19 protein-coding genes are annotated in these 24489 nt (G+C 54.6%); 8 read left to right on the top strand and 11 right to left on the bottom strand.

The window, feature by feature from the left end:
- Positions 1 to 2331, top strand: coding sequence for a glycosyl hydrolase family 28-related protein (locus ECL_RS27775; RefSeq protein ID WP_013098029.1), 2331 nt, complete (start codon positions 1 to 3; stop codon positions 2329 to 2331).
- An 11-nt stretch (positions 2332 to 2342) separates the two neighbouring features.
- Here the strand turns inward: ECL_RS27775 and ECL_RS17525 are convergent, their stop codons facing one another.
- The gene (locus ECL_RS17525; protein ID WP_013098028.1) at positions 2343 to 3683 is read right to left on the bottom strand and encodes a DUF6418 domain-containing protein; all 1341 of its coding nucleotides are present in this window, start codon (positions 3681 to 3683) and stop codon (positions 2343 to 2345) included.
- A gap of 29 nt (positions 3684 to 3712) precedes the next feature.
- Positions 3713 to 4657, bottom strand: a complete 945-nt coding sequence (locus tag ECL_RS17520) for a glycosyltransferase family 52 (protein WP_013098027.1) — start codon at positions 4655 to 4657, stop codon at positions 3713 to 3715.
- Positions 4658 to 4784: 127 nt separating this feature from the next.
- On the opposite strand from ECL_RS17520, the gene ECL_RS17515 reads away from it, so the two are divergent.
- The 5 genes from ECL_RS17515 (at position 4785) to ECL_RS17495 (ending at position 9401) form a co-directional block, all read left to right on the top strand.
- Positions 4785 to 5192 carry a HumD family translesion DNA polymerase gene (locus ECL_RS17515; RefSeq protein ID WP_439847167.1) on the top strand — a complete coding sequence of 136 codons (408 nt, stop codon included), beginning with the start codon at positions 4785 to 4787 and terminating at the stop codon, positions 5190 to 5192.
- A gap of 174 nt (positions 5193 to 5366) precedes the next feature.
- The gene (tctD, locus tag ECL_RS17510; protein ID WP_013098025.1) at positions 5367 to 6041 is read left to right on the top strand and encodes a transcriptional regulator TctD; all 675 of its coding nucleotides are present in this window, start codon (positions 5367 to 5369) and stop codon (positions 6039 to 6041) included.
- Positions 6028 to 7437 (top strand): sensor histidine kinase, encoded by a 1410-nt coding sequence (locus tag ECL_RS17505; RefSeq protein WP_013098024.1) that lies wholly within the window; start codon positions 6028 to 6030, stop codon positions 7435 to 7437. Before tctD ends, ECL_RS17505 begins: the two co-directional genes overlap by 14 nt.
- Positions 7438 to 7568: 131 nt before the next feature.
- Complete coding sequence (locus ECL_RS17500) at positions 7569 to 8108, top strand: YfaZ family outer membrane protein (protein ID WP_013098023.1); 540 nt, start codon at positions 7569 to 7571, stop codon at positions 8106 to 8108.
- A gap of 93 nt (positions 8109 to 8201) precedes the next feature.
- Positions 8202 to 9401: a nicotinamide mononucleotide deamidase-related protein YfaY gene (locus tag ECL_RS17495; protein ID WP_013098022.1), complete on the top strand. Its 1200-nt coding sequence runs from the start codon at positions 8202 to 8204 to the stop codon at positions 9399 to 9401.
- Positions 9402 to 9433: 32 nt separating this feature from the next.
- Here ECL_RS17495 and glpC read toward each other — a convergent pair whose 3' ends face one another.
- From glpC to glpA, 3 genes are read right to left on the bottom strand one after another with little or no spacing between them, the layout of a single operon-like run.
- Positions 9434 to 10624: an anaerobic glycerol-3-phosphate dehydrogenase subunit GlpC gene (gene glpC / locus ECL_RS17490; RefSeq protein ID WP_013098021.1), complete on the bottom strand. Its 1191-nt coding sequence runs from the start codon at positions 10622 to 10624 to the stop codon at positions 9434 to 9436.
- Positions 10621 to 11838: a glycerol-3-phosphate dehydrogenase subunit GlpB gene (glpB, locus tag ECL_RS17485; protein WP_013098020.1), complete on the bottom strand. Its 1218-nt coding sequence runs from the start codon at positions 11836 to 11838 to the stop codon at positions 10621 to 10623. Before glpB ends, glpC begins: the two co-directional genes overlap by 4 nt.
- Complete coding sequence (gene glpA / locus ECL_RS17480) at positions 11828 to 13456, bottom strand: anaerobic glycerol-3-phosphate dehydrogenase subunit A (RefSeq protein WP_013098019.1); 1629 nt, start codon at positions 13454 to 13456, stop codon at positions 11828 to 11830. The genes glpB and glpA overlap by 11 nt, the downstream gene beginning before the upstream one ends.
- Before the next feature lie 256 nt (positions 13457 to 13712).
- Between glpA and glpT the strand changes: the two genes are divergently transcribed.
- Both glpT and glpQ read left to right on the top strand, forming a co-directional pair.
- Positions 13713 to 15065, top strand: coding sequence for a glycerol-3-phosphate transporter (glpT, locus tag ECL_RS17475; RefSeq protein WP_013098018.1), 1353 nt, complete (start codon positions 13713 to 13715; stop codon positions 15063 to 15065).
- 11 nt (positions 15066 to 15076) lie between these two features.
- Positions 15077 to 16135 carry a glycerophosphodiester phosphodiesterase gene (glpQ, locus tag ECL_RS17470; RefSeq protein WP_013098017.1) on the top strand — a complete coding sequence of 353 codons (1059 nt, stop codon included), beginning with the start codon at positions 15077 to 15079 and terminating at the stop codon, positions 16133 to 16135.
- 24 nt (positions 16136 to 16159) lie between these two features.
- On the opposite strand, the gene ECL_RS17465 is transcribed toward glpQ, so the two are convergent.
- The 6 genes from ECL_RS17465 to nrdA all read right to left on the bottom strand — a co-directional run bounded on the left by ECL_RS17465 (position 16160) and on the right by nrdA (position 24159).
- A complete protein-coding gene (locus tag ECL_RS17465) occupies positions 16160 to 17089 on the bottom strand; it encodes a LysR family transcriptional regulator (protein ID WP_013098016.1) in 930 nt (309 codons plus the stop codon).
- A 31-nt stretch (positions 17090 to 17120) separates the two neighbouring features.
- Positions 17121 to 18677, bottom strand: a complete 1557-nt coding sequence (locus ECL_RS17460; protein ID WP_044157966.1) for a GMC family oxidoreductase — start codon at positions 18675 to 18677, stop codon at positions 17121 to 17123.
- Positions 18571 to 20262: a GMC family oxidoreductase gene (locus ECL_RS17455; RefSeq protein ID WP_013098014.1), complete on the bottom strand. Its 1692-nt coding sequence runs from the start codon at positions 20260 to 20262 to the stop codon at positions 18571 to 18573. The genes ECL_RS17460 and ECL_RS17455 overlap by 107 nt, the downstream gene beginning before the upstream one ends.
- A gap of 119 nt (positions 20263 to 20381) precedes the next feature.
- Positions 20382 to 20636 (bottom strand): class I ribonucleotide reductase maintenance protein YfaE, encoded by a 255-nt coding sequence (gene yfaE, locus ECL_RS17450; protein WP_013098013.1) that lies wholly within the window; start codon positions 20634 to 20636, stop codon positions 20382 to 20384.
- Entirely contained in the window at positions 20636 to 21766 is a 1131-nt protein-coding gene (nrdB, locus tag ECL_RS17445) for a class Ia ribonucleoside-diphosphate reductase subunit beta (RefSeq protein ID WP_013098012.1), read from the bottom strand. The genes yfaE and nrdB overlap by 1 nt, the downstream gene beginning before the upstream one ends.
- Before the next feature lie 107 nt (positions 21767 to 21873).
- The gene (gene nrdA / locus ECL_RS17440; protein ID WP_013098011.1) at positions 21874 to 24159 is read right to left on the bottom strand and encodes a class 1a ribonucleoside-diphosphate reductase subunit alpha; all 2286 of its coding nucleotides are present in this window, start codon (positions 24157 to 24159) and stop codon (positions 21874 to 21876) included.
- Between the last annotated feature and the right edge of the window lie 330 nt (positions 24160 to 24489).

Raw genomic sequence — 24489 nt, 5'->3', positions numbered from 1 at the left:
ATGTCTATTTCAGATACTAAAAATGCCCAAAAATATGCATCCATCGCCGAGACGGCTGCAGCACAAGCGAAGCTATACGCTGAAAAACTTGAGGGAGCACCTGATTATGCCGCTCAGGCTGAAGCTGCTGCAGAACAGGCCAGCGACTCAGCGCAATCAGCACTTACCGCACAGAATGGTGCTAACGCTGCAGCTGGTCAGGCAAGTGCTTCAGCTAACGAAGCGGTACAGGCCGCTGCTGATGCAGAAGGAGCGGCAGAGGCGGTATTTGGCAGCTCACTACATGCACCGACAGGGGAAGTATTAAGCACCCTCCCTTCAGCAGCAGGTCGCGTTAACACTGTTCCTGTGTTTGATAGTGCTGGCGATGCTGCTGTAAAGGACATTGCTGATTTCGCCATCCTGGATTCTAACGGAAAAATCCCCGTATCTATGATTCCAGCAGTGGCGCTGTCAGAAGTGTTCGTGGTGAACAGCCAGGCTGCAATGCTCGCTCTTGATGCGCAGGAGGGTGATGTTGCTAAGCGTACAGACCTTGGTTACTCGTTTATCCTAGCTTCTGAGCCAGCATCAACTCTGTCTAACTGGGTACAAGTCAGTGACGATGTTCTGGCACAGCTTGGCCTTTCAACCGGGGCCACTGAGGTTGGCGCAGTTGATGATGATAACAACTCCACTACCGTTCAGGGCGCTCTTGCGCTGAAGGCATCTAAGGCCTACTTGTCAGCAACAACTGGCGCAGCGCGAGTAAACACATCAAGCGGCGCCACTGTGCAGGCTTTGTTTGACCAGCTGACCGGTGGAACATTCAACCTAAAGTACAGGAACTACACCGTATACAATCGGCTGGATGAAGAGCTTAGTGTGGCTTCTATTGCTGGAGTTGATCCGACAGGCGCTACTGATTCGACGGCAGCACTGCAAGATTTCTTTGATACGCTGCCTAACGGCTCAGAGGTTTATTTCCCTGCGGGGACATATAAGATTACCGGTCTGGTGATAAAGAACCATAGCCTTAAAATTCGTGGAGCCTACCGTTACCCATACGGCCAATCGACAACAAAGATAAAAGCTGGCGCGGACAATATCACGCTGATGAAGTTCACGGGCAATGGCTGCCGCATTGAAGGCTTACTGTTTGAAGGTTTCGAAGCCAACGCCACCACCAATGGATTCGGTAAAGGCACAACATGTAAAGGTTTGAATTTTGAACCGGCAACAGGCACTCTTGCTGATATTGACTCAACTGTGAATGACTGTATTCTTTGGTACTTCCAGACCGGGATTGAAGGGCACGGCAGGAATTTAACCGTTACATACACAGGGTTCACGTTCTGCCGTTTCTGTGTGGATCTGTATGGGGTGGTAAGTGAGCAATTCCGTGGTCATGTCCTAAACAATAACCGTTTCCATTCCTGCGGCGGCACCGAAGCGGCTACTAACCCCACTATTCTGAATTCCGTTTGTATCAGGTTAACGACGCCTAACACCAATAACGTCGATAATTACGCAGGTAATATTTCTATTCTGAACAACGTGTGTGATGGTGGTTGCTACCAGTTCTTCAAAGGTCCTTTCCATCGTGGCAGCATCATGGCAGACAACAACATGTTCCGTGTTGGTGGTGCAGGTGCGATTGTCATCGACGTAGATAACACATCAACTGCGGGCAATACCAGTGCGGACGGCGCGCTTATTTCTGATAACATAATGGGCGGTTTCGACCTACCTGTTTATCAAAATGGCGTTCAATATTGCCCTGATATGGGTATTAGATTAACGCAAGTGCGCGGTGCGATACTTTCCGAAAACCTTATTAACAAGGTATGGAAGGACGGGATTAAGCTGGTTAACTGTTCCGAAATAGTCATAACCGCAGAAGTTAAAGATCCTAGCGCAATTGTAAAACAATCGACTGCAACGCTTTACAGTTCAGTTGATATCGATGCGAACTGTGAAAACATAATGATCCCGCACCTTATGACCCGTTGCACCATAGCAGGCTCACAGTTAGCTGCATACGTCAAGACCGCGTGTGCCTCTACAGTCATTGGTGAATTGTACGGTAGCGCAAGCTACACCGCCGCAGGGCCTGTTGTTGAAACTGGCAGTGGTTATACGGTTGGCGATGTTTCTGCGGTTTCATCCAGAACTAAACGCACCGCTATAGCCGGACTGATTACCGGTTCCAACTACCCAGCAGGAAACTACAAGCCTGGTGATGTTTGCAAGTACATTAACCCAGCAGTTACTGGCTACAAAGAGGCTGTTTGTACTGTTGCTGGTAACGGTTCAGGAGCCACATGGAAGAATTCAGGTGCGCTAGTATAAAAAAAGGCGGCTTACGCCGCCTTTACTCCTCGATGTATTGTAGCCCATGATGCAAGCATATAAAAGACGAATGCGAAGAGTCCAGCAAGAACCTTCAGAGAGAACAAATAGAATATCTCACCCATGGTAACCGCTCTAAATATTGAGTCCATAATCTTTACGCCAAAAAATACCAATATGACGTCTGAAATCAATATTGCTCTATAGAATATATGATAGCCTGCTCCTACAATTATCCCTAAAATTGCTGCAGGTACTACAGATAGAGGAAAACCAAAGAAATAAATTAGATTAACAGGACTACCCATAGTCATGGTAATTCCTTTATCAGCAAACCACTGGAATATCGATGGTGGACTAATAATAGACATAAGGTAAAATATTCCCGTCGAAAATTCATCAGAATTACCTATGCCAATGAAATTACTCATTATCTCTCCCAGACCCTTACTACTCATATTGGATGAGTTGTCAAGTGCCCACCACATCTGCCCCTGTAAAACAATCCTGTCTACAACTCTATCAATGCCATTCCCTGCACCACTTATTGCAACATAACTTAAATACGATGCTGACATCATAGCCGTTACAAAGATCACTGAAATAAATAAGAACCTTGTGCTAAAAATAAGCTTCCCGATGTTAACTTTCAGCAATATAACAATAGGTATGATGAATGTCATCGTGGCATATAGCATGCCTGAAAACTTGTCGCCAACCGAAAATTGAGCAAGTAAAGAAACCACAAAAAGTATTACGTATCGTTTTTTACGTGATAAACCATATGCAAGACCAATAAAGACTGTGAACTGAGAGAGTAAGAATTTTACATACTCAGCCCATTTTGGCGCAATGTTAGCCCAGTAATAATATCTGTCTACACCATAGTCATTTGGGTGCCCATATATCACATGAACAATAAATAGTGTTACTGTGAAGGCAAAGAACGCTATAACAACACAGTTAAGTAATACTTTGTTGAATTTATTGGACATGCCAAACCTAACAGATCTCATTCTGCTAAGGTATTTAAAAGTAAAAAATGAAAAGAAGAAAATAACAAAACAAAGAGACATTATCCTTGCTGTTGCTCCGCTCAGACTGGAATAATATTTAACCTCACTTAACCATTGACCTGATTCTGCAATAGCGCAACAAATACCAGCAGTGGTAAAAGCAAGCATTACCTGCGCTGAAAGAATCCCATAGGAGTAATTCTTCCTTATAAAGTATATGCAAGTGCTAAGCCATAAAAATATGGAGCAATAATTTATTATCGTGCTACCATCTGAAAAGACAATATTGGCAACGATTATACAAATCCACAACCCACAAATAAAAGCAATTCCCATAATATCGCACTCTAGTTATGCTAAGAAAATCATAAACATACGGAATCTATCTTACAACGTGAGGATAAGACTCTCGAGCATTCATTAACTTCACCAAGTAACAGATCTGAATATATGGGGTGGATAACTATCCCAGGCTCATCAATTAAAAGATTTTGCATATAATCAGCAAATCCATAAATATTTATAACTTTGTATCTTTGTCGAAGAGAATTGACATATTCAACATCAATGAGTTCATGTTTTACTATGTAATTGCTAAATATTTGTTGGTCTTTTTCGCTCACAGAACTGTAGATAACATCTCCATCAAGGGATTTTAAAAAGCTATAAATCTTTGATTTAAGCGATTTCGCATCCTTTTTGCTTTTGCAATAGTTAGAATAATTTACACCATTAAATAAGTGGCACACACCTTTTTTAATGGGCTCATCTCCGAAGATTTGTATATGCTTCACATTGTTCATCACGTTATCAAAATCTTTATAGATTGAATAATGCAATACTGATTCTGCTTTTACCAAGTCAAGGTTATATCTATTCCCATTTATAAAATGAAATGCTTTCAATAATGCCGATCTAAAGCCTAACCCAGAGCGGCCAGTAAAATATCTACTGGAAGGAGTAATGTTTGCAGTGCCATCGTCAAACGTCTTTATTGTCGCACCTTTGGTGAAACTGATTGCATAGTGAGCGAGGCTGTCATCTATACATGCAACATATATTTCGTCAACATTTCCTATGCTTGATATGAATTTTCTCATTCTTCTAACACCGGATAAACTCCTGGCCCTGTGTATCAACTTTGCATACTTCATGAAAGAAGACAGTCTTACGAAAGAAGAATGAATCTTGTCGTTCAGGCCATCACAAACATACAACAAAGAGCACTCATGGAGGGAAAGGCCCTCCTCATCAATTATCCTTGCAGCAATCATGGCCTGAAGAGGCGTGTTACATAAAAAAAGCTTCATGGCTTTATCCAGATAAAATGTTTCTAAAAGTTGAAGGGATTCTAGCATTACACCAACAAATGATCGACAGATGCACAAAGGTGCTTGATCGACACCGCCGATCAGTAATACTGTATTAATATACAGTATCTATCGGAGGTTAGTTATGGGATTCCCGAGTCCTGCAGCAGACTTTGCAGAACAGCGCATATCGCTTGATGAGCGCATCGTGTCGAGACCAGCGGCTACGTACTTCATGCGTGCAGGCGCAACGCATTACCGGGAAGGCATCCTTAAAGGTGCAATGCTGGTTGTGGATGCTTCACTAAATCCATGTGATGGCTCATTGCTCGTCTGTGCAGTAGATGGAGAATTCAAGTTTAAGCGATACAGAACTCATCCTGAGTCCTATCTTGAGAATCTGGAGAATGGTAAGCGTGAAAGGCTGCGCAAGGTTGGTGAGATATCAGACGACGACAAGCCGATATTCGGAGTCATCACGTACATCATCAATGATGCGCGTTCTGGTGAGTTTGATGATTGTCCGGTGATGTGATGTTTTGTGTTAAGCTGACCGCATATCCCATCGCGCTATGTTGCAAACATGTAACAAGTCGGCATTCTTTCCATGTGATGAATTGAGTTGCTTTTATAAAACCGGACAACATACCGGACATAAAACGAAGTAATATCATAACGTAATCAGTAAAAACATGGAGTTAAATACAGAATGCGTCTCTTACTGGCGGAAGATAATCGTGAGCTGGCTCACTGGCTGGAGAAAGCGCTGGTGCAGGAGGGCTTTGCCGTAGACTGCGTTTCTGACGGGCGCGCGGCCGATCATCTGCTGCAGGGGGAAAACTACGCGGTAGCGATACTGGACATCGGTATGCCCGGTTTTGACGGCCTGGAGGTGGTGCACCGTTTACGTAAACGCGGCCAGACCTTGCCGGTGCTGTTTCTCACCGCACGCAGCAACGTGGCGGATCGGGTGAAAGGCCTGAACGCCGGGGCGGATGATTATCTGCCAAAACCGTTTGAGCTGGAGGAGCTGGACGCCAGGCTTCGCGCCCTGCTGCGCAGAAGCGAGGGGAGAACCCAGGAACGCCAGCGCCTTGGGGAGCTGGAGTATGACGACGACGGTTTTTTCCTGCTGCGCGACGAGCCGCTCTCGCTCACCCCGCGCGAACTGTCGCTGCTGAAGGTGCTGATGCATCGTCGCACCCGCCCCGTTTCCCGGCAGCAGTTGTTCGATCAGGTGTTTAGCCTGAACGACGACGTCAGCCCGGAGAGTCTCGATCTTTACATTCATCGCCTGCGCAAAAAGCTGAGCGGCAGCGGCGTGCGGATCACCACCCTGCGCGGACTGGGCTATGTGCTGGAGTGCGGCGATGAAGTGGGTTAAGCCTCAGTCGCTTTATCTGCAACTGCTGCTTTTTCTCGGCCTGCCGCTGCTGTTGTTGTGGGGATTATCGGCTTTTAACAGTTACGTCAGCGCCCTGCAGGCGGCGACCCAGGCGTACGACCGCACGCTGTTATCTTCGGCGCGTACCGTCTCTGAGCGGCTGGAGGTGCACAACGGCAAGCTGCTGGTTGATGTTCCCTGGGTGGTGCTCGACAGCTTTGAGCTGAACATGAACGATCGCCTCTATTACAAGGTGGTTGACCCGGAGGGGCGGGTGATCTCCGGCTATGACGATCTGCCGAACATGCCCCCCTCCACGTCGCGCACCACGCACTATCCCGCGCTGGCCTGGTTTTATCATACCGAGTATCGCGGCCAGGCGATCCGCGTGGCGAAGCTGCTCCAGCCGATTAACGAAGACAATGTTTCCGGTATGGCGGAGATCTACGTCGCCGAAACCTTGCAGTCGCGGCGCTATCTGGCCACTCAGCTTCTGTTTTCATCGCTCGTTTCGCAGGGGCTGCTGGTGCTGCTGACGTTGGTCTTAACCGCCTGGCTGCTGCGCCGCGTGCTGCGCCCGATGCGTCAGCTCTCCTCGCTGATGGTGCGCCGTGAGCCTGGGCTGCTGGCCCCGCTGCCGGAATTGCTGCCCTGGTCGGAAACGCGGCTGCTGATCGTGGCTTTTAACCGTTATATCGACAGATTACGCGGCGTGCTTTCCCGCCAGGAGCGCTTCAACGCCGATGCGTCTCATCAGCTCAAAACGCCGCTGGCGGTGCTCAAAACCCAGGTTTCCGTTGCCCTGACGCGAAACGATCCGGCCCTGTGGCAGGAGAGTTTACGCGCCATGAACGTGACGCTGGATAACACCATCGTCCTCACCGAACGGCTGCTGCAACTCTCCACGGTGAGGCGCAAAGAGCAGGGGGATCGCCAGTTTGCGCCGGTGGACCTGGTTCAGGTGGTGCAGAACTGCTGTTTCTCCAGACTGACGCAGGCGCGCAGCAAGGCGATCGATTTGGGTTATGACGGCATTCAGCAACCCGTCTTGATAGACGGTGATGAGGTGCTGCTGGGGGAGCTGTGCGCCAACCTGCTTGAGAACGCGATCAAGTACACCCCGGCAGGAGGCATCGTCACCGTGTTCCTGCACACCGACGCGGGCGGCGTTGAGCTCAGCGTGGAGGATAGCGGGCCCGGCATCGAAGACAGCCAAATTCATCAGGCAGTACTGCCTTTCCATCGGCTCGACAACGTCGGGGACGCCAGCGGATCGGGTATCGGGCTGGCGCTGGCGAGCGATATCGCCCGGCTTCACCGAAGCCACCTGCAGCTTTCCCGCAGTGAGGTACTGGGAGGGCTGAGCGTAAAAATGCGCTTTCTGTTGCTGACGTAAAAAAACCGCGCGTTTCAAATCGTTACAATCTACTTGCCCGCCGCACGCAGAGTGCTTGATCGCCAGGCGTCTCAGGTTAAAATCTCGCGGTTTTTTTGGGACTTTTCTATAAATTGCGCGGGAACACGATAATGAAAAAAGTGGCATTGATGGGCTTAGGCCTGATATTCGTTTCGGCGGCGGCTAACGCCATCAGCTTTAACGGCTCAGCGGGTCAGGATTACACCCATCTGGGCTTTGGCCTGGGTACCGAGACCGCCGGTCTGGCGATGACCGGCGGCTGGACGCATAACGACGACGATGGCGATGCGGCAAGCCTCGGCCTGGGTCTGAATATTCCTCTTGGCCCGTTCCTGGCCACCGTCGGCGGTAAAGGCATCTACACCAACCCGAACGACGGCGACGAAGGGTACGCGGCAGCGGTGGGCGGCGGTCTGCAGTGGAAAATTGGCGACAGCTTCGGCCTGTTTGGTGAGTACTACTACTCGCCGGACTCCCTCTCCAGCGGTATCGACAGCTATGAAGAAGCCAACGCGGGTGCGCGCTGGACCATCATGCGCCCAATTACCATTGAAGCGGGTTATCGTTATCTGAATCTGGCGGGCAAAGACGGCAACCGCGACAACGCGCTGGCTGACGGCCCGTACGTGGGCGTCAGCGCAGGCTTCTAACCTCTCCGGCGCGGCGTCCGTCGCGCCAGTTTCTCTCCTCTCCATGCCGGTGATTGCGCTATAGTGTTTTCACCATATAAGCGGGAGAATACAATGATTAATGTGGAGATGTTATCCACCGGCGACGAAGTGCTGCATGGACAGATTATTGATACCAATGCTGCCTGGCTTGCCGATCTTTTCTTTGAGCAAGGATTACCGTTAACGCGCCGCAATACCGTAGGCGACAGTCTTGAGTCGCTGGTGACCGTTCTGCGCGAGCGTAGCGAACACTGCGACGTGCTGATTGTGAACGGTGGGCTCGGCCCTACCAGCGACGATCTCAGCGCGCTGGCTGCCGCGACCGCCAAAGGCGAAGGGCTGGTGTTGCACGAGGAGTGGCTGGCCCACATGGAGCGTTTCTTCTCCGAACGTGGCCGCGTGATGGTACCCAGCAACCGCAAACAGGCTGAAATCCCGGCCAGCGCCGAACTGGTCGATAACCCGGTGGGTACCGCCTGCGGTTTCGCCGTTCAACTGAACCGCTGCCTGATGTTCTTCACGCCGGGTGTCCCGTCTGAATTTAAAGTGATGGTCGAACAGCAGATCCTGCCGCGCCTTCGTCAACGTTTTACCCTGCCTGAACCGCCAGTCTGCCTGCGCCTGACCACCTTTGGCCGTTCGGAAAGCGATCTGGCGCAGAGCCTCGATCACCTGCCGCTGCCGCCGGGGGTATCCATGGGCTATCGCTCTTCCATGCCGATCATTGAACTCAAGCTCACCGGGCCTGCCACGCAGAAAGCGGCGATGCTGGCGCTCTGGCCGGAAGTGCGGCGCGTGGCGGGCGAAAGTCTGATTTTCGAGGGCACGGAAGGGCTACCGGCGCAGATTGCGAAGCATCTGCAGTCGCGCCAGCTGAGCGTCACCCTCAGCGAGCAGTTCACCGGCGGCCTGCTGGCGCTGCAACTGTCGCGCGTTAATGCTCCGCTGCTGGCCAGCGAGGTGGTGCCGTTCCAGCAGGAGACGCTGGCGCAGACGGCGCGCTGGGCGTCAGAACGCCGGGTCAACCATTTTGCCGGGCTGGCGCTGTTTGTCGGGGGTATGGATGAGGAATATCTCAACTTTGCGCTGGCTACGCCGGAAGGGACGCATGCCTTAAGAGTCAAAATGAGTATCACCCGCCACAGCCTGGCGGTGCGTCAGGACGTCTGCGCCATGATGGCGCTGAACATGCTGCGTCGCTGGCTGGCAGGTAAAGAGGTGGCCAGCGAGCACGGCTGGATCAACGTGGTGGAATCGCTGTTCGTTGAGTGACCGGTTTGCCGGGGCGGCGGCCCCGGCGATACCTAACCCAGGGCCTTCGCCAGCAACGTGATCGGATGCTCGCAGCGCTTGCTGGTGGACATCTCTATCTGCCACTTGCAGGTTTCGCAGTCGGTCACCACGATATCCGCGCCGCTCTCCTCAATCTGGCGGAACAGCGGCGCGCCAATTGCCTGTGATGTTTCGTAATTTTCACGCTTAAAGCCGTACGTCCCCGCAATGCCGCAGCAGCGCGAATCCAGCACCGTCAGCTCCAGCCCCGGAATTAACCGCAACAGTTCCAGCGTGTAAAGCGCCCAGCCCATTTTTTCCATATGGCACGGCGTGTGGTAGACCACTTTCAGGGGTAAATTTTTCAGCGGTAGCGTCTGCCCGCTGTCCAGCTTGCGCCACAGGAAACGGGTTGCCAGCTCGATATGTTCGCGCAGGCCGGTATTGTCCACGTCCAGCAGGTGCGGATACTCATCGCGCAGCGTGAAGGTACAGGTCGAGGAGGTGGCCAGCACCGGAATGCCTTTATCGACGATGGCCTCGTGCAGCGACGAGACGTTGCTTCTGGCCTGTTTGCGTGCTTTATCGGTAAACCCGTTGGCGATCAGCGGCACGCCGCAGCATTTCTCCTTGTTCAGTAACTGCACGCCTGTACCCATGGCGTTCAGCACTTTCAGCAGATCTTTACCCAGTTGCGGATGGTTGTAGTTCACGTAGCAGCCATGGAAGAACGCGACCTGGTCGGCATACCGCGCCTGGTCTGCCGCTACGGATTTGTACCAGCGGCGGAAGGTGCCGTGGGAATATTTGGGCAAACTACGGTGATGGTCGATCTTAAGCGTGGCATCCAGCAGCTGGCGCACCGGTTTCAGCGAGGTCGCGGCGTTCACCAGCGGGGCAAACGGCGTGGAGACGCTGCCCATCAGATCGGTATGGCTAAGAATGGCATCGCGCAGCGACGGTTTTTGCGTGCTATAGCGTGCCCGGGCGCGCTGAATAATGTCGCCGATTTTCACATCCGACGGACAGGCGACTTCACAACGTTTGCAGTTGATGCAGTATTTCAGCGCGTCATCGTACAGCGCGCCGTCCTTCAGACGAAGGCGCTCGCCGTCCGGCCCGGCCTGTTTCGGACCGGGATAGCGCGGGTTAACGCCGCTGACCGGGCAGACGGTGGTGCAGACCGTGCATTTGATGCAGCTTTCAAAGCGGGTATCGTTCATTGTTCAGCCTCCGTGCGCTGGCAAATCTGCTCTGCCACATAGAGCGCCGTTATGGCGCAGACGCCGCCGCCGCAGCCCTGGGCGATAGGATCGTATCCGCCCAAAAGCGAGCCGATGGCGTAGAGATTCGGTACTGACTTTCCTGAAAGTTGCGGATGCAGCTGGTTATCCACGATTACGCCGAACTGCTGCCACGGCTGTGGGGCAAAGAAATCGCTCTGATACCAGTCCGCGCGAGAGGCGCTCTGGCGGACGTCCAGCCCCATAATCGCCTCGCGAATGCCGTCCCGACTGCTCAGCAGACCGTTGCTGAAGAAACTGCCGCTTGCCAGCACCGCGTAACGCGTACGAAGCGGAATATCGTCGTGGTTGCGGGTCCAGATTTCGCTCACCGAGCCGTCAGTCAGGGTGATTTTTTTCACTTCATCACCCGCCATCCACACGCCTCCCTGGGCCACAAACTGGCGCTGAAGCTGGGTATGCAGGCGAATACCGGGTACGGACGGAGGAAGCGTTGGCAGCAGGCCGAGCGAGCAGGGCAGGCGGTCGGACAGCCAGCGCCACAGCCGGTTGTCCTGTAAGCCAAAGCAGGCGGGCATAAACAGCGCATCGCATCCTTTTGCAAGCGGTTTGAGCGCCTCATACAGCAGCGGCCATTTCTCTTCGTTATCGAGCAAACGGGCAATATTCACCGCGCGGAACTCGCTGGGGTTGTCGCGCAGGACATCCAGCTCAGGAAGGTCAATCTCTGCCGTTTCAGCGTTGACCCCCTGGCGACTGAGCGAGGCCGCTGCCAGATGGGGCTGAAAATCCAGAAAACCGCTAATGCCCACCACCCGCACGCGCGTGGCCTTGAACGGAGCAACGGGCACCTCCTCCGGGCTGAGCCAGGCGGAACGCAGGGTGCCAAGCGGCGTGACGCGCGCGTGATTTTGCCTGGCGCTCCCCTGCATACGTGCGCCGCAATCAGCCAGCAGCGCTTCGGTTTCCAGGGCAAAGCGGTCAATGTGCTGCGCGCCAGTCAGGTGATAAGGATGCTCTGCCGGCAGTTTTTCGCGGTACGTTTCGTCCACCAGATCCAGCGAGCCCGACGAGAAGTGCAGGGCGCTCTGGCCCCGGGTGATAATGGCGCAGCGCAGTCCCTGCTTCGTGAGTTTGATGCCACAGAGCAGACCCGCCAGCCCGCCGCCGACGATCACCGTATCAAATTTCATCGCGTTGCTCCTTCTCAAGACCGCAAAGCCCCTGGTACACCCAGCGGGTAAATTCGCTTTCACGCAGGGCATCGCCCCAGGCGACAGGCTGAATGCCTTTCCAGCGCTCGTTCAGAAAATCGCTGAGCTGATCGAGCGACTGGGTGGCGGTGGTGGTATGAAAACGCTGCAGCAGCCCGGCGGCACGGCAGGCACACAGCTCCCCCTGACAGGTGCCCATCCCGACACGGGTGCGGCGGCGGAGATCGAGCAGGCTATTCACCGTCAGATTCTCCACCGCGTATTGCACTTCCCCGGCGGTAACGGCCTCGCACTCGCATACCAGACTGCGGCTCAGCCGTCCTTCACCCAGCCAGACCGGTGTTCTGTCGCCATGGCGATAGACAGCCGAACCACGCAGCGGGGCAGGCAGGGAGATAATTTTTTGCAGCGTTTTCTCGGTGGACTGGCGCGAGCCGGGCAGGGGCTGTTCTGCGGTCACGCACGGTTCGCTATTGCCCAGTTTGCGGCAGACAGCATCCGTCGCCCATTCGGCCATCAGGCGGTAGGTCATCAATTTACCGCCGGTGATGGTGATGAAGCCGTCCAGCCCGTCGCGCGCGGCATGGTCAAGCAGCACAATGCCACGGCTGACATTGCGTCCGCTCGGGTCGTTATCGCTGGCGACAAGCGGACGCACACCCGCGTAGGCGCGCAGGATGCGGGTCTGGGCCATCACCGGCGCCAGTTTTTCTCCTTCGCGCAGCAGGATGTCGACCTCTTCTGCGGTGACCCGATTGTAGTCAATCTCGCTGTAGTCAACGTGGGTGGAGGTGGTCCCGATTAACGAAATGGTATCGCCGGGGACAAGGATGTCTGCGTCAGACGGTTTACGGCAGCGGTTGATGACATGGTTATTAATGCGGTGGTCAAGGATCAGCAGCGAGCCTTTGGCCGGGAACATGCGCACAGATAAATCGGCGTATTCTGCGATGCGTTGCCCCCAGATCCCCGCCGCGTTGACCACCACAGCGGCATACAGCTCGCTGTGTTCGTTGTACTGCGTATCCAGGACCCGCACGCCCACGATGCGATGCCCCTCACGGATAAGCCCGGTGACCTGATGGCCGGTCAGGATCCGCGCGCTGTGCTCGCGGGCGTCCAGCATGTTGGCCGCCGTCAGACGAAACGGATCTACGGTGCCGTCCGGGACTTTTACTGCACCCGTCAGTGCCGGATTAACCGAAGGTTCGATGCGGCGTGCAAGGGCTGGGTCAATGGCTTGCGCCTGAATTCCCGCGGCCTGGCAGGCGGTAATGAAAGTTGACTGAAAGGCGAGATCGTCTTCGGGAAGCGTAATAAACAGGCCGTCGGTCGGTTCAATACAGTGGCGGGCGATACGTCGCAGGATCTGATTTTCGGCGATACATTCGCGTGCCGATTCGCCGTCGGTAACGGCGTAGCGGGCGCCGCTGTGCAGCAGGCCATGATTGCGTCCGGTAGCGCCGGTCGCAATATCATGGCGCTCCAGGAGCGTGACGCTCAGCCCTCTGAGCGCACAGTCGCGTGCGATGCCAGCGCCGGTCGCGCCCCCGCCAATGATAATCACATCGCTGTAGCGTGGATCGTGAATTGTCATTGTCATCCCTCTGTGTTCGTTTTTTATCATTTAGCCACATGAAAACTGTGGTTTGTTTGATTTCGAACACAAACGAGCGAAATTCGAAAGTTAAACGTGATTCCATGCGCTTTTTTTGCGCATGTTGTCATATTTCTGTAACAATTTGTGCGTTGATTCACAGTAACAATCACCGTGATTTCTTAACATCCCCGCCTTGCTGGAGTTTGGGGCAGTTAAACCCCTGTAAATTCAATACATGGCCACGGAGGCTGTCATGCTCAGTATCTTTAAACCTGCGCCGCACCGGGCGCGTCTGCCTGAGGCAGAAATAGATCCGCTTTACCGCCGCCTGCGCTGGCAAATCTTCCTGGGGATCTTCTTCGGGTATGCGGCGTATTACCTTGTGCGTAAAAACTTTGCCCTCGCCATGCCTTATCTGGTTGAGCAGGGCTTTTCGCGTGGCGATCTCGGGTTCGCGCTGTCGGGGATCTCCATCGCCTACGGCTTTTCGAAATTCATCATGGGATCGGTGTCGGATCGCTCGAATCCGCGCGTGTTCCTGCCAGCCGGTCTGATCCTGGCGGCGGCGGTGATGCTGTTTATGGGCTTTGTGCCATGGGCAACGTCCAGCATCGCCATTATGTTTGTGCTGTTGTTCCTGTGCGGCTGGTTCCAGGGGATGGGATGGCCGCCATGCGGGCGTACCATGGTGCACTGGTGGTCGCAAAAGGAGCGTGGCGGCATCGTGTCGGTGTGGAACTGCGCGCATAACGTGGGTGGCGGCATTCCGCCTCTGCTGTTCCTGCTGGGGATGGCCTGGTTCAACGACTGGCACGCTGCGCTCTATATGCCTGCCTTTGGCGCCATTCTGGTGGCGATTATCGCCTTTGCGCTGATGCGCGATACACCGCAGTCCTGCGGCCTGCCGCCGATTGAGGAGTACAAAAACGACTATCCAGATGATTACAGCGAGAAGCACGAAGAAGAGCTGACGGCAAAGCAGATCTTCATGAAGTACGTGTTGCCGAACAAACTGCTGTGGTACATCGCGGTTGCGAACGTGTTTGTTTACCTGCTGCGTTACGGCATCCTCGACTGGTCACCGACCTACCTGAAAGAGGTGAAGCATTTCGCGCTGGATAAATCCTCCTGGGCCTACTTCCTGTACGAATACGCGGGGATCCCGGGGACGCTGATTTGCGGCTGGATGTCGGACAAAGTATTTAAGGGCAACCGTGGCGCAACGGGCGTCTTCTTTATGACGCTCGTGACCATTGCCACCGTCGTCTACTGGCTCAACCCGCCGGGCAACCCGGGCGTGGATATGACCTGTATGATCGTCATCGGCTTCCTGATTTATGGTCCTGTTATGTTGATCGGTCTGCATGCGCTGGAACTGGCACCGAAAAAAGCAGCCGGTACGGCGGCAGGCTTTACCGGTCTGTTTGGCTACCTGGGCGGTTCGGTCGCGGCGAGCGCCATCGTGGGCTATACCGTTGACTTCTTCGGCTGGGACGGCGGCTTTATGGTGATGATCGGCGGCAGCGTGCTGGCGGTACTGCTGCTGATTGTTGTGATGATCGGTGAAAAACGTCACCACGCGGACGTGCTGGCGCGTCGTCAATAAGGAGCATTGCCATGAAATTAACTCAATTAGCGACCGGTCTGCTGCTGGCGGGCCTGATGACCGGCTCCGCACTGGCGGCGGATAAAATCGTTATTGCCCATCGCGGCGCAAGCGGCTATCTGCCGGAGCATACGCTGCCGGCGAAGGCGATGGCCTACGCGCAGGGGGCCGATTATCTTGAGCAGGATCTGGTGATGACAAAGGACGACCAGCTGGTCGTCCTGCATGACCACTATCTTGATCGCGTGACCGATGTGGCGGAGCGTTTCCCGGACCGCGCCCGTAAAGATGGTCGTTTTTACGCCATCGATTTTACTCTGGATGAAATCCGCTCTCTGAAGTTTACCGAAGGCTTCGAGATTGAAAACGGCAAGAAGGTGCAGGTTTATCCGGGACGTTTCCCAATGGGCAAATCTGACTTCCGTATCCATACCTTCCAGGAAGAGATTGAGTTTGTTCAGGGGCTGAACCACTCGACAGGCAAAAATATCGGTATCTATCCGGAAATTAAAGCCCCGTGGTTCCATCACCAGGAAGGGAAGGATATTGCCGCGAAGACGCTGGAGGTGCTGAAGCAATACGGCTACACCAGCAAGAAGGACAAAGTTTATCTCCAGTGTTTTGACGCCGCAGAACTGAAGCGCATCAAAACCGAGCTGGAGCCTAAGATGGGGATGGATCTCAATCTGGTCCAGCTGATTGCCTATACCGACTGGAACGAAACCCAGGAGAAGCAGGCAGACGGCAAGTGGGTAAACTATAACTACGACTGGATGTTCAAACCGGGCGCCATGAAGCAGATCGCGCAGTACGCCGACGGGATCGGGCCGGATTACCACATGCTGGTGGCGGAAGGTTCAACCCCGGGCCACGTGAAGCTGACGGCGATGGTAAAAGAGGCACACGCCAGCAAGATGCAGGTGCATCCGTATACGGTGCGCGCAGACCAGTTACCGCCGTACGCCACGGACGTGAATCAGCTTTACGAGGTGTTGTATAAGCAGGCGGACGTAGACGGGTTGTTTACGGATTTCCCGGATAAAGCAGTTTCATTCCTGCATAACAAGTAATACAAGGGGCCGTAAGGCCCTTTTTTATTCGGGCAGTAGGCCGGCCAGCCTTAGCTTTTTTTCCCATTCTGGCTCTGGCCCTAGCTGTTCTGCGACCAGGTTGACCAGCGCCTGGATCACCGGCGAGGCGCGACGCGTCTGGCGATACAGGGCCACAATGTTGCCACCATCCGGTTGCCAGCCGGGTAAAATGATATTCAGTTCTCCGCGCAATATCGCATCAGCACCTAAAAATAACGGCATGACCACAATCCCAAGTCCTGCTTTGGCGGCTTCCAGCAGGCTGAAAGCATTATCCGAACGCAGACGATTTCTGACGCGCCAGTTCTGCCGCTGCCCGTTATGCAGTAGCTGCCAGCAACCGCCTGGCGCACGGTGGGTATATAACAGTCCGTCATGCTGCTCCAGCTCAACGGGGTGCACAGGCGTGCCCCGTTGCGCCAGATAGTCCGGGCTCGCGCACAGCCAGGTCAGATTGCGCGCCAGCGTGCGGGCGATGAGCGTAGAGTCCGGGACGAGACCGAGGCGGATGGCGATATCAAAGTCGGGCTGATGCATATTAATCTGCCGATCTTCTGTCGAGATATCGAGAGACAGTCCCGGATGAGCGCCAATAAATCCGGCCAGGATCGTCGACAGATGGGTGGTCATAAAGGTATGCGAGGTGGCGATACGCAGCTCGCCGTGAAGCTCGCTGCGTGAGGGTGCCACGGCTTCTTCCGCCTGTGTGACTTCGTCAAGGATACGCACGCACTCCTGATAAAAAAGCAGACCCGCTTCCGTCAGGCTAAGGCGGGGCCCACGCTCCAGCAAGCTTGCGCCAAGCCGTTTCTCCAGCATCTTGACGCGCTGGCTGACCACCGATTTTGATGTTCCCAGCTTTGCCGCCGCGCCAACAAAGCTTTGCGACTCAACAACCGAAACAAACGTGCTCATCTCCACGAACTTGTTCACACAGGCGCTCCTTTATGGCTTATTCGGTTTACTATGCGCCGTTCAGGGAGCCGGAAAAACGGCTGGCGAGATATTCTGCCGCCATGATCACATCCGGGTTAGTCGCCTGAGAGGGAACGTCCGGGAACAACGAGGCATCGACGACAAACAGCCCGTTAATGCCGAAGACGTTGCCGCACGCGTCCACGACTGCTGCCGGATCGCTTTCTTTACCCATCGGTGCTGTCGCGCTGAGGTGTAGATTGCTTTTCACCGTCGCACGCTGCTCCTCAGCTATCTGCTGGTCTGTTTTGGCGAGTTTACCGCCTTTAACTGCCGGGACTTCGCCAGTAACCAGTGCCTGCAATGGACCTTCCTGCACCAGTGCCCGGGACAACTTCACCGCTTCGACCATCCGTATGACGTCGCGCTCGTCGCCCAGCAGATTGAGATCGATGCTGGGGGCGAGCAGCGGATTGCGGCTCGTCAGTGTCAGACGCCCACGGGCACAGGGGCGAGCCACGGTGAAAAAGAGCTGGAAACCCGCCCCGTGTGGAAACAGTCCTGGATCGACGAAGTGGTTATTGCTGATATACAGATCCAGTTCGTCGGCTGCGGCCAGCGAAGATTGTGTCCAGAGCGTTGCACCTATTGGGGGATAGCTGGCATGTTCTGCAGAGGTCGCCAGCATGATCCCGTTCACGGGTTGTTCCTGCAAATTGCGGCCAACGGGGAGATCCTGTTTTAGCGGGATTTCCAGACGGCGTAAATCGTCAGCAGGACCAATGCCGGAGCGTAACAGAATGGCTGGCGTACCGGCCGCACCGGCACAAAGGAACACGCAGTCGGCAGCGATCCGTGTCCCATCCGCAAGCTGTATGCCGTTCACCCGCGAATTGTCTATAAGCGCTTTATCCACAACCGTCATGCCGACAATTGACAGATTCTTGCGCGCCCGAACCTCCGCCGTCAGGTAGACCATGCCAGTGTTTTGCCGGATGCCGTTGACAACATTCAGTGGATAGATGGCGACGCCGTGTTGTTGTTCGCCGTTAATATCGTCAATGGCGGCAAAGCCGTGAGCGCGACAGGCGTGATAAAACGCCTGACTTGCCGGACTGAGTGTCTCCAGCGCAGGTAATCGCACCGGAACGGGGCCGTGGCGGCCATGCCAGCGATCGTCGCCATAGTCGGCATTTTCAAGCCGTTTGAACCACGGTAAGACCCTATCAAACGACCAGTCGCTCAGTCCGCGCTTTACCCAGCGGTCAAAATCGGATTTAGGGGCGCGAACAAACGCGCCTGCGTTGATCGTGGAGCCGCCACCGAGCACTTTGGCCCGCAGATGACCAGAGGTATGATCGGTTCCCGTTGCCGCGCCGTGTTCCCAGACGTAATCACCGCCGCCAACAGAGTGGCTTTGCGCCAGTTCATGCGGCCAGCCATCGGGGGCAAAGACGGGGCCGCCCTCCAGCAGCAATACCTGGCAGTCAGGGTTCTCGCTAAGACGTGCGGCGAGAACCGCACCCGCTGAACCACCGCCTGCGACTATGACGTCGTACGATTGTTTCATTATTCTGGCGCTGTTTTCCGGCTTGATGGATACCATTTTTCCTCTCCTCATGAATATCGTTACGCAGCGCATCAGCCAGTTTTTCTGCCATCATGATGATGGTCGGATTGAGGTTGATGAGCGGGATTTCGGGCAGGATCGATGCGTCGATGACCCTTAAGTCATGCAGACCGTAAAGGCACCCGTTTTCATCCACCACGGCATAGGGGTCATCAGGGGGCCCCATCGGTGCGGTGGAGCAGGGGTGCTGGAGGGTGCTAACCCCCTGCGCCAGAGCCTGGCGAATGTCAGATTCATCATCCCCGACCGAGGCTCCGGGGCTGATTTCGTACTCAATGAGCTGGCGCAGCGGCGGCATATCCGCCAGCAGGCGTGCCAGACGAAAACACTCGACCATCCGGCGCATGTCATCTTCTGTCGTCAGGTGATTAAGCGCTATTTCCGGTGCATCGTGAGGGTCACGGCTCTTCAGGCGGATGTAGCCTGTGGAGCTGCAATGCATGAGTTCCAGCCCGAGGGAGAAGGCGACGCCGGTTGGGCTGAGGTCTGCAGGTAACAGATGCGAAGGGGAAATGGCAATGTCCATTTCGCGGGCTGATTTGGCAAAGCTTGAATTCGTCCAGATCTGGGCGGCGACAACCGGATGCTCGTGGCCCTTAAGTTCGGCTTTTCCGGCGAAGTTTATCCAGTAGAAGGCGTGATCCCGCAGACGCTCACCCACCGGGGCCTCTTTCACGACGGGGATAGACAGCGATTCCAGATGGTGGCGTGGGCCGATGCCTGAGCGCAGCAATATCGCGGCGGAACCATAGGCGCCGGCGCTGAGGATTGTCTGGCGGGCAAAGCACTGTTTCCCGTCGGCAAGCTGCACGCCTTTGACCCGGTTCTCCTCAACGATCAGCTTGTCCGTGAGCGCCCCATACACGATGGTCAGGTTCGGGCGCTGGCGTACCTTGCGGGTAAGCCATGCCATTCCGGTATTCACCCGAACGCCGTTAATGATATTCATCGGATTGGGCCCGGCGCCGTTGTTGGCTTCTGGGTGGTTAAAGTCTTCAACCCGCGCAAAACCCAACTGCCACGCCGCTTCCAGGGTGGCCCGCTGAACTGGGGTGATCTCCTCTAACGTCATCTGATGGATCGGAAGTGGACCTTCACGACCATGATATTTATCCTCACCCAAAGGGTAGGTTTCCATCTTTTTGTAGTAGGGCAGCACATCCTCATATTTCCAGCCCTTAAGCCCTTTTGCCGTGATGCGTTCGAAATCCCAGGGGAGCGCCCGGCAGGCGACGGCGGCGTTAATGGCTGAACTTCCGCCGAGGGTTTTGCCGCGTGGAGTATAGACGGGATCGGGCTGCCTGACCGGGCTGGCGTAATAGCCCCATTCATATCGCTGATCGCCATTCGCCGCGATAATATTGCCGCTGTAAAGCAGTTCCGGATAGCCATCGGGATCAAAAGACGGACCATATTCCAGCAGCAGAACACGTGTCTGCTCATCTTCGCTAAGACGTGCTGCCAGCACTGCCCCGGCAGAGCCCGCGCCAACAATGATAATATCGTAGGGCATCTGCTCAGGGGGTGTGGTCATGAACTGTTCTAAGGATAAAACGGACATTGCTGATGGCCTCCTCAGGTGGATATACCGTTAGAGTAAGCGGCATGAGGAGGGGTGAACAGGTGAGGAAAGGCGAATCACGGGTTCGTAAATCACGAACCCGAAAGGAGGGGTTGGCGCTATATTTCTATTTCAATATCACCTTTTGCCCGGCAGCAGCAGGGCAAAATTTCCCCTTCATTGATAAAGGCCAGCGGTTCGGTCAGCCAGTCCACCTGGCCGGTGACCAGGCGGCAGCGGCAGGAGCCGCAATAGCCTTCACGACACTGATACTCTACCGTCACCTGATTCGCCTCAAGGGCTGCCAGCAGGGAAGGGTGCTCTTCCTGGCACAGCACTTCTGTGCCCGAAAGACTCAGCGTTACGCGCGTCATCAGAGCTGGAAATTGCTCAGGTCGTCAGTGTTGACTTCAGAATCAATCTGACCGACCAGGTAAGAACTCACTTCCACTTCCTGTGGCGCCACCTGCACGTTATCGGACACCAGCCAGGTGTTGATCCACGGGATCGGGTTGGAGCGCGTCTGGAATGGCAGATCGAGACCGACCGCCTGCATACGGATGTTGGTGATGTACTCAACGTACTGGCACAGAATGTCTTTGTTCAGGCCAATCATGGAGCCGTCGCGGAACAGGTAGTCTGCCCACTCTTTCTCCTGCTGTGCGGCCAGCACGAACAGGTCGTAGCACTCCTGCTTGCACTCTTCAGCGATTTCCGCCATTTCCGGGTCGTCTGCGCCGCTGCGCAACAGGTTCAGCATGTGCTGGGTGCCGGTCAGGTGCAGGGCTTCGTCACGGGCGATCAGACGGATGATTTTGGCGTTACCTTCCATCAGCTTGCGCTCGGCAAACGCAAAGGAGCAGGCAAAGCTCACGTAGAAGCGGATGGCTTCCAGGGCGTTAACGCTCATCAGGCACAGGTACAGCTGCTTTTTCAGCGCGCGCAGGTTCACGGTGACGGTTTTGCCGTTCACGTTGTGGGTCCCTTCGCCCAGCAGGTGCCAGTAGCTGGTCATCTCGATCAGCTCGTCGTAGTAGTGGGCAATCCCTTCCGCGCGTTTCTGAATCTGCTCGTTGGTGACGATATCGTCAAACACCACCGCCGGATCGTTAACGATGTTGCGGATAATGTGGGTGTAAGAGCGGGAGTGGATCGTCTCCGAGAATGCCCAGGTTTCCACCCAGGTTTCCAGTTCCGGAATGGAGATCAGCGGCAGCAGGGCAACGTTCGGGCTGCGGCCCTGAATGGAGTCCAGCAGCGTCTGGTACTTCAGGTTGCTGATGAAAATGTGTTTTTCATGCTCCGGCAACGCCTGGAAATCGATACGATCGCGGGAAACGTCAACTTCCTCCGGACGCCAGAAGAAGGAGAGTTGCTTTTCAATCAGCTTTTCGAAGATGTCATATTTTTGCTGATCGTAGCGTGCCACATTGACCGGCTGGCCGAAGAACATCGGCTCTTTGAGCTGGTCGTTTTTCGTCTGTGAAAAGGTGGTATATGCCATGAGTGTGTCCTGTGGTGTTATTTCCCCCTCATCCCGGCCCTCTCCCACAGGGAGAGGGGGAAAGAGTTCCCTCTCCCTGTGGGAGAGGGTTAGGATGAGGGGATTTATTAGATCTTACATGCGCCGCTTTCGCAGCCATCATCCTGAATTGACGGTGCCAGATCGTCCTGCGCGTCTTCTGCACCATCACGGGTGTTGTGATAATACAGGGTTTTCACGCCAAATTTGTACGCGGTGAGCAGGTCTTTCAGCAGTTGCTGCATTGGCACTTTACCAGACGGGAAACGCGTCGGGTCGTAGTTGGTATTGGCAGAGATCGACTGATCGATGAATTTCTGCATGATACCCACCAGCTGCAGATAGCCGTCATTGTTTGGCATTTCCCACAGCAGCTCGTAGTTGTCTTTCAGCTGTTCGTAATCCGGCACCACCTGGCGCAGGATACCGTCTTTCGACGCTTTAATGCTGACGTGACCGCGCGGCGGCTCGATACCGTTGGTGGCGTTAGAGATCTGCGAGGAGGTCTCAGACGGCATCAGGGCAGAGAGCGTGGAGTTGCGCAGGCCGTGAGTCTTAATGGACTCGCGCAGTGCTTCCCAGTCCAGATGCAGCGGCGCGTTTGCAATCGCATCCAGGTCTTTCTTGTAGGTGTCGATTGGCAGAATGCCTTTCGCATAGGTGGTTTCGTTAAACCACGGGCATGCGCCTTGCTCTTTCGCCAGCTCGTTAGACGCTTTCAGCAGGTAATACTGGATCGCTTCGAACGTTTCGTGGGTCAGGTTGTTCGCGCTGCCGTCGGAGTAACGCTTACCGTGTTTCGCCAGCCAGTAGGCGAAGTTGATGACGCCGATACCCAGCGTACGACGGCCCATTGCGCCGCGTTTCGCCGCCGGGATTGGGTAATCCTGGTAGTCCAGCAGGGCGTCGAGCGCACGGACGGCCAGCACTGCCAGCTCTTCCAGTTCGTCCAGGCTCTTAATCGCGCCCAGGTTGAACGCAGACAGCGTACACAGCGCGATTTCGCCGTTTTCGTCGTTCACGTCTTCCAGCGGTTTGGTCGGCAGGGCGATCTCCAGGCACAGGTTAGACTGGCGCACTGGCGCAACAACCGGATCAAACGGGCTGTGGGTGTTGCAGTGGTCAACGTTCTGGATGTAGATACGGCCGGTAGAGGCACGTTCCTGCATCATCAGGGAGAACAGATCGACCGCCTTCACGCGCTGTTTACGGATGCTGTCGTCTTTTTCGTATTTGGTGTACAGACGTTCAAACTCGTCCTGATCGGCGAAGAACGCGTCATACAGACCCGGGACATCGGACGGGCTGAACAGGGTAATGTCTTCACCTTTCAGCAGACGGGTGTACATCAGTTTGTTGATCTGCACGCCGTAGTCCATGTGACGCACGCGGTTACCTTCAACACCACGGTTGTTTTTCAGTACCAGCAGGCTTTCGACTTCCAGGTGCCACATTGGGTAGAACAGGGTTGCCGCACCACCGCGCACGCCGCCCTGAGAGCAGGATTTTACTGCCGTCTGGAAGTGCTTGTAGAACGGGATACAACCGGTATGGAACGCTTCACCGCCGCGAATTGGGCTGCCCAGGGCGCGAATGCGACCGGCGTTGATACCGATACCGGCACGCTGGGAGACGTATTTGACAATCGCGCTGGAGGTCGCATTGATGGAATCCAGGCTGTCACCGCACTCGATCAGTACGCAGGAGCTGAACTGACGGGTTGGGGTACGCACGCCAGACATAATCGGCGTCGGCAGAGAAATCTTGAACGTAGAGACCGCATCATAGAAACGCTTAACGTATTCCAGACGGGTGTCACGCGGGTAGTTAGAGAACAGGCAGGCGGCCACCAGAATATAGAGGAACTGGGCGCTCTCGTAGATTTCGCCCGTGACACGGTTCTGGACCAGGTATTTGCCTTCGAGCTGTTTCACCGCTGCGTAGGAGAAGTTCATATCACGCCAGTGATCGATAAACCCGTTCATCTGCTCGAACTCTTCTTCCGTATAGTCTTCCAGCAGATGCGTGTCGTATTTACCCAGCTCAACCATTTTCACCACGTGGTCGTAAAGCGCAGGCGGCTCGAACTGGCCGTAGGCTTTTTTACGCAGGTGGAAAATCGCCAGACGTGCAGCGAGGTACTGATAATCCGGCGCTTCGCGGGAGATCAGATCCGCCGCCGCTTTGATGATGGTTTCGTGGATATCAGACGTTTTGATGCCGTCGTAGAACTGAATATGGGAACGCAGTTCAACCTGGGAGATAGATACGTTGTTCAGGCCTTCTGCTGCCCAGTCGAGAACTCGATGGATTTTGTCCAGATTGATACGCTCGGTAGTACCGTCGCGCTTTGTCACCAGCAGACTCTGATTCATGTGGGTTTTACCTGTCCGTGAAATAAAAAAATATCCCCCGTTTATCCACAGATCCGCCTTGTGACTAACTCTGTGGATAAATACTACATATAGGGGGTTTGCGATAAGAGAAACGCTATATGGTGAGTATTCTAGTAAGGATTCTTTTCAGTACAAGGGTTGATTTTGACGTTAAATTGAGGTTGTGAAAGGGTAAAAAAGGCTAAGTCCTCATGCTGTAAGGCCTGGAAGAGATGTCAATAATTAAGAAAAAAAATTCAAAATTTGATCGAGTGCTGATTTCTTCAACGGGAGGTCAGAATTGCGCAACATGATGTCGCGCAATCTTTA

The sequence above is a fragment of the Enterobacter cloacae subsp. cloacae ATCC 13047 genome (genome assembly GCF_000025565.1).
Lineage (GTDB): Bacteria > Pseudomonadota > Gammaproteobacteria > Enterobacterales > Enterobacteriaceae > Enterobacter > Enterobacter cloacae.
The sequence above is the reverse complement of the archived record's forward strand: the minus strand, read 5'-3'. Positions and strand labels throughout refer to the sequence as shown.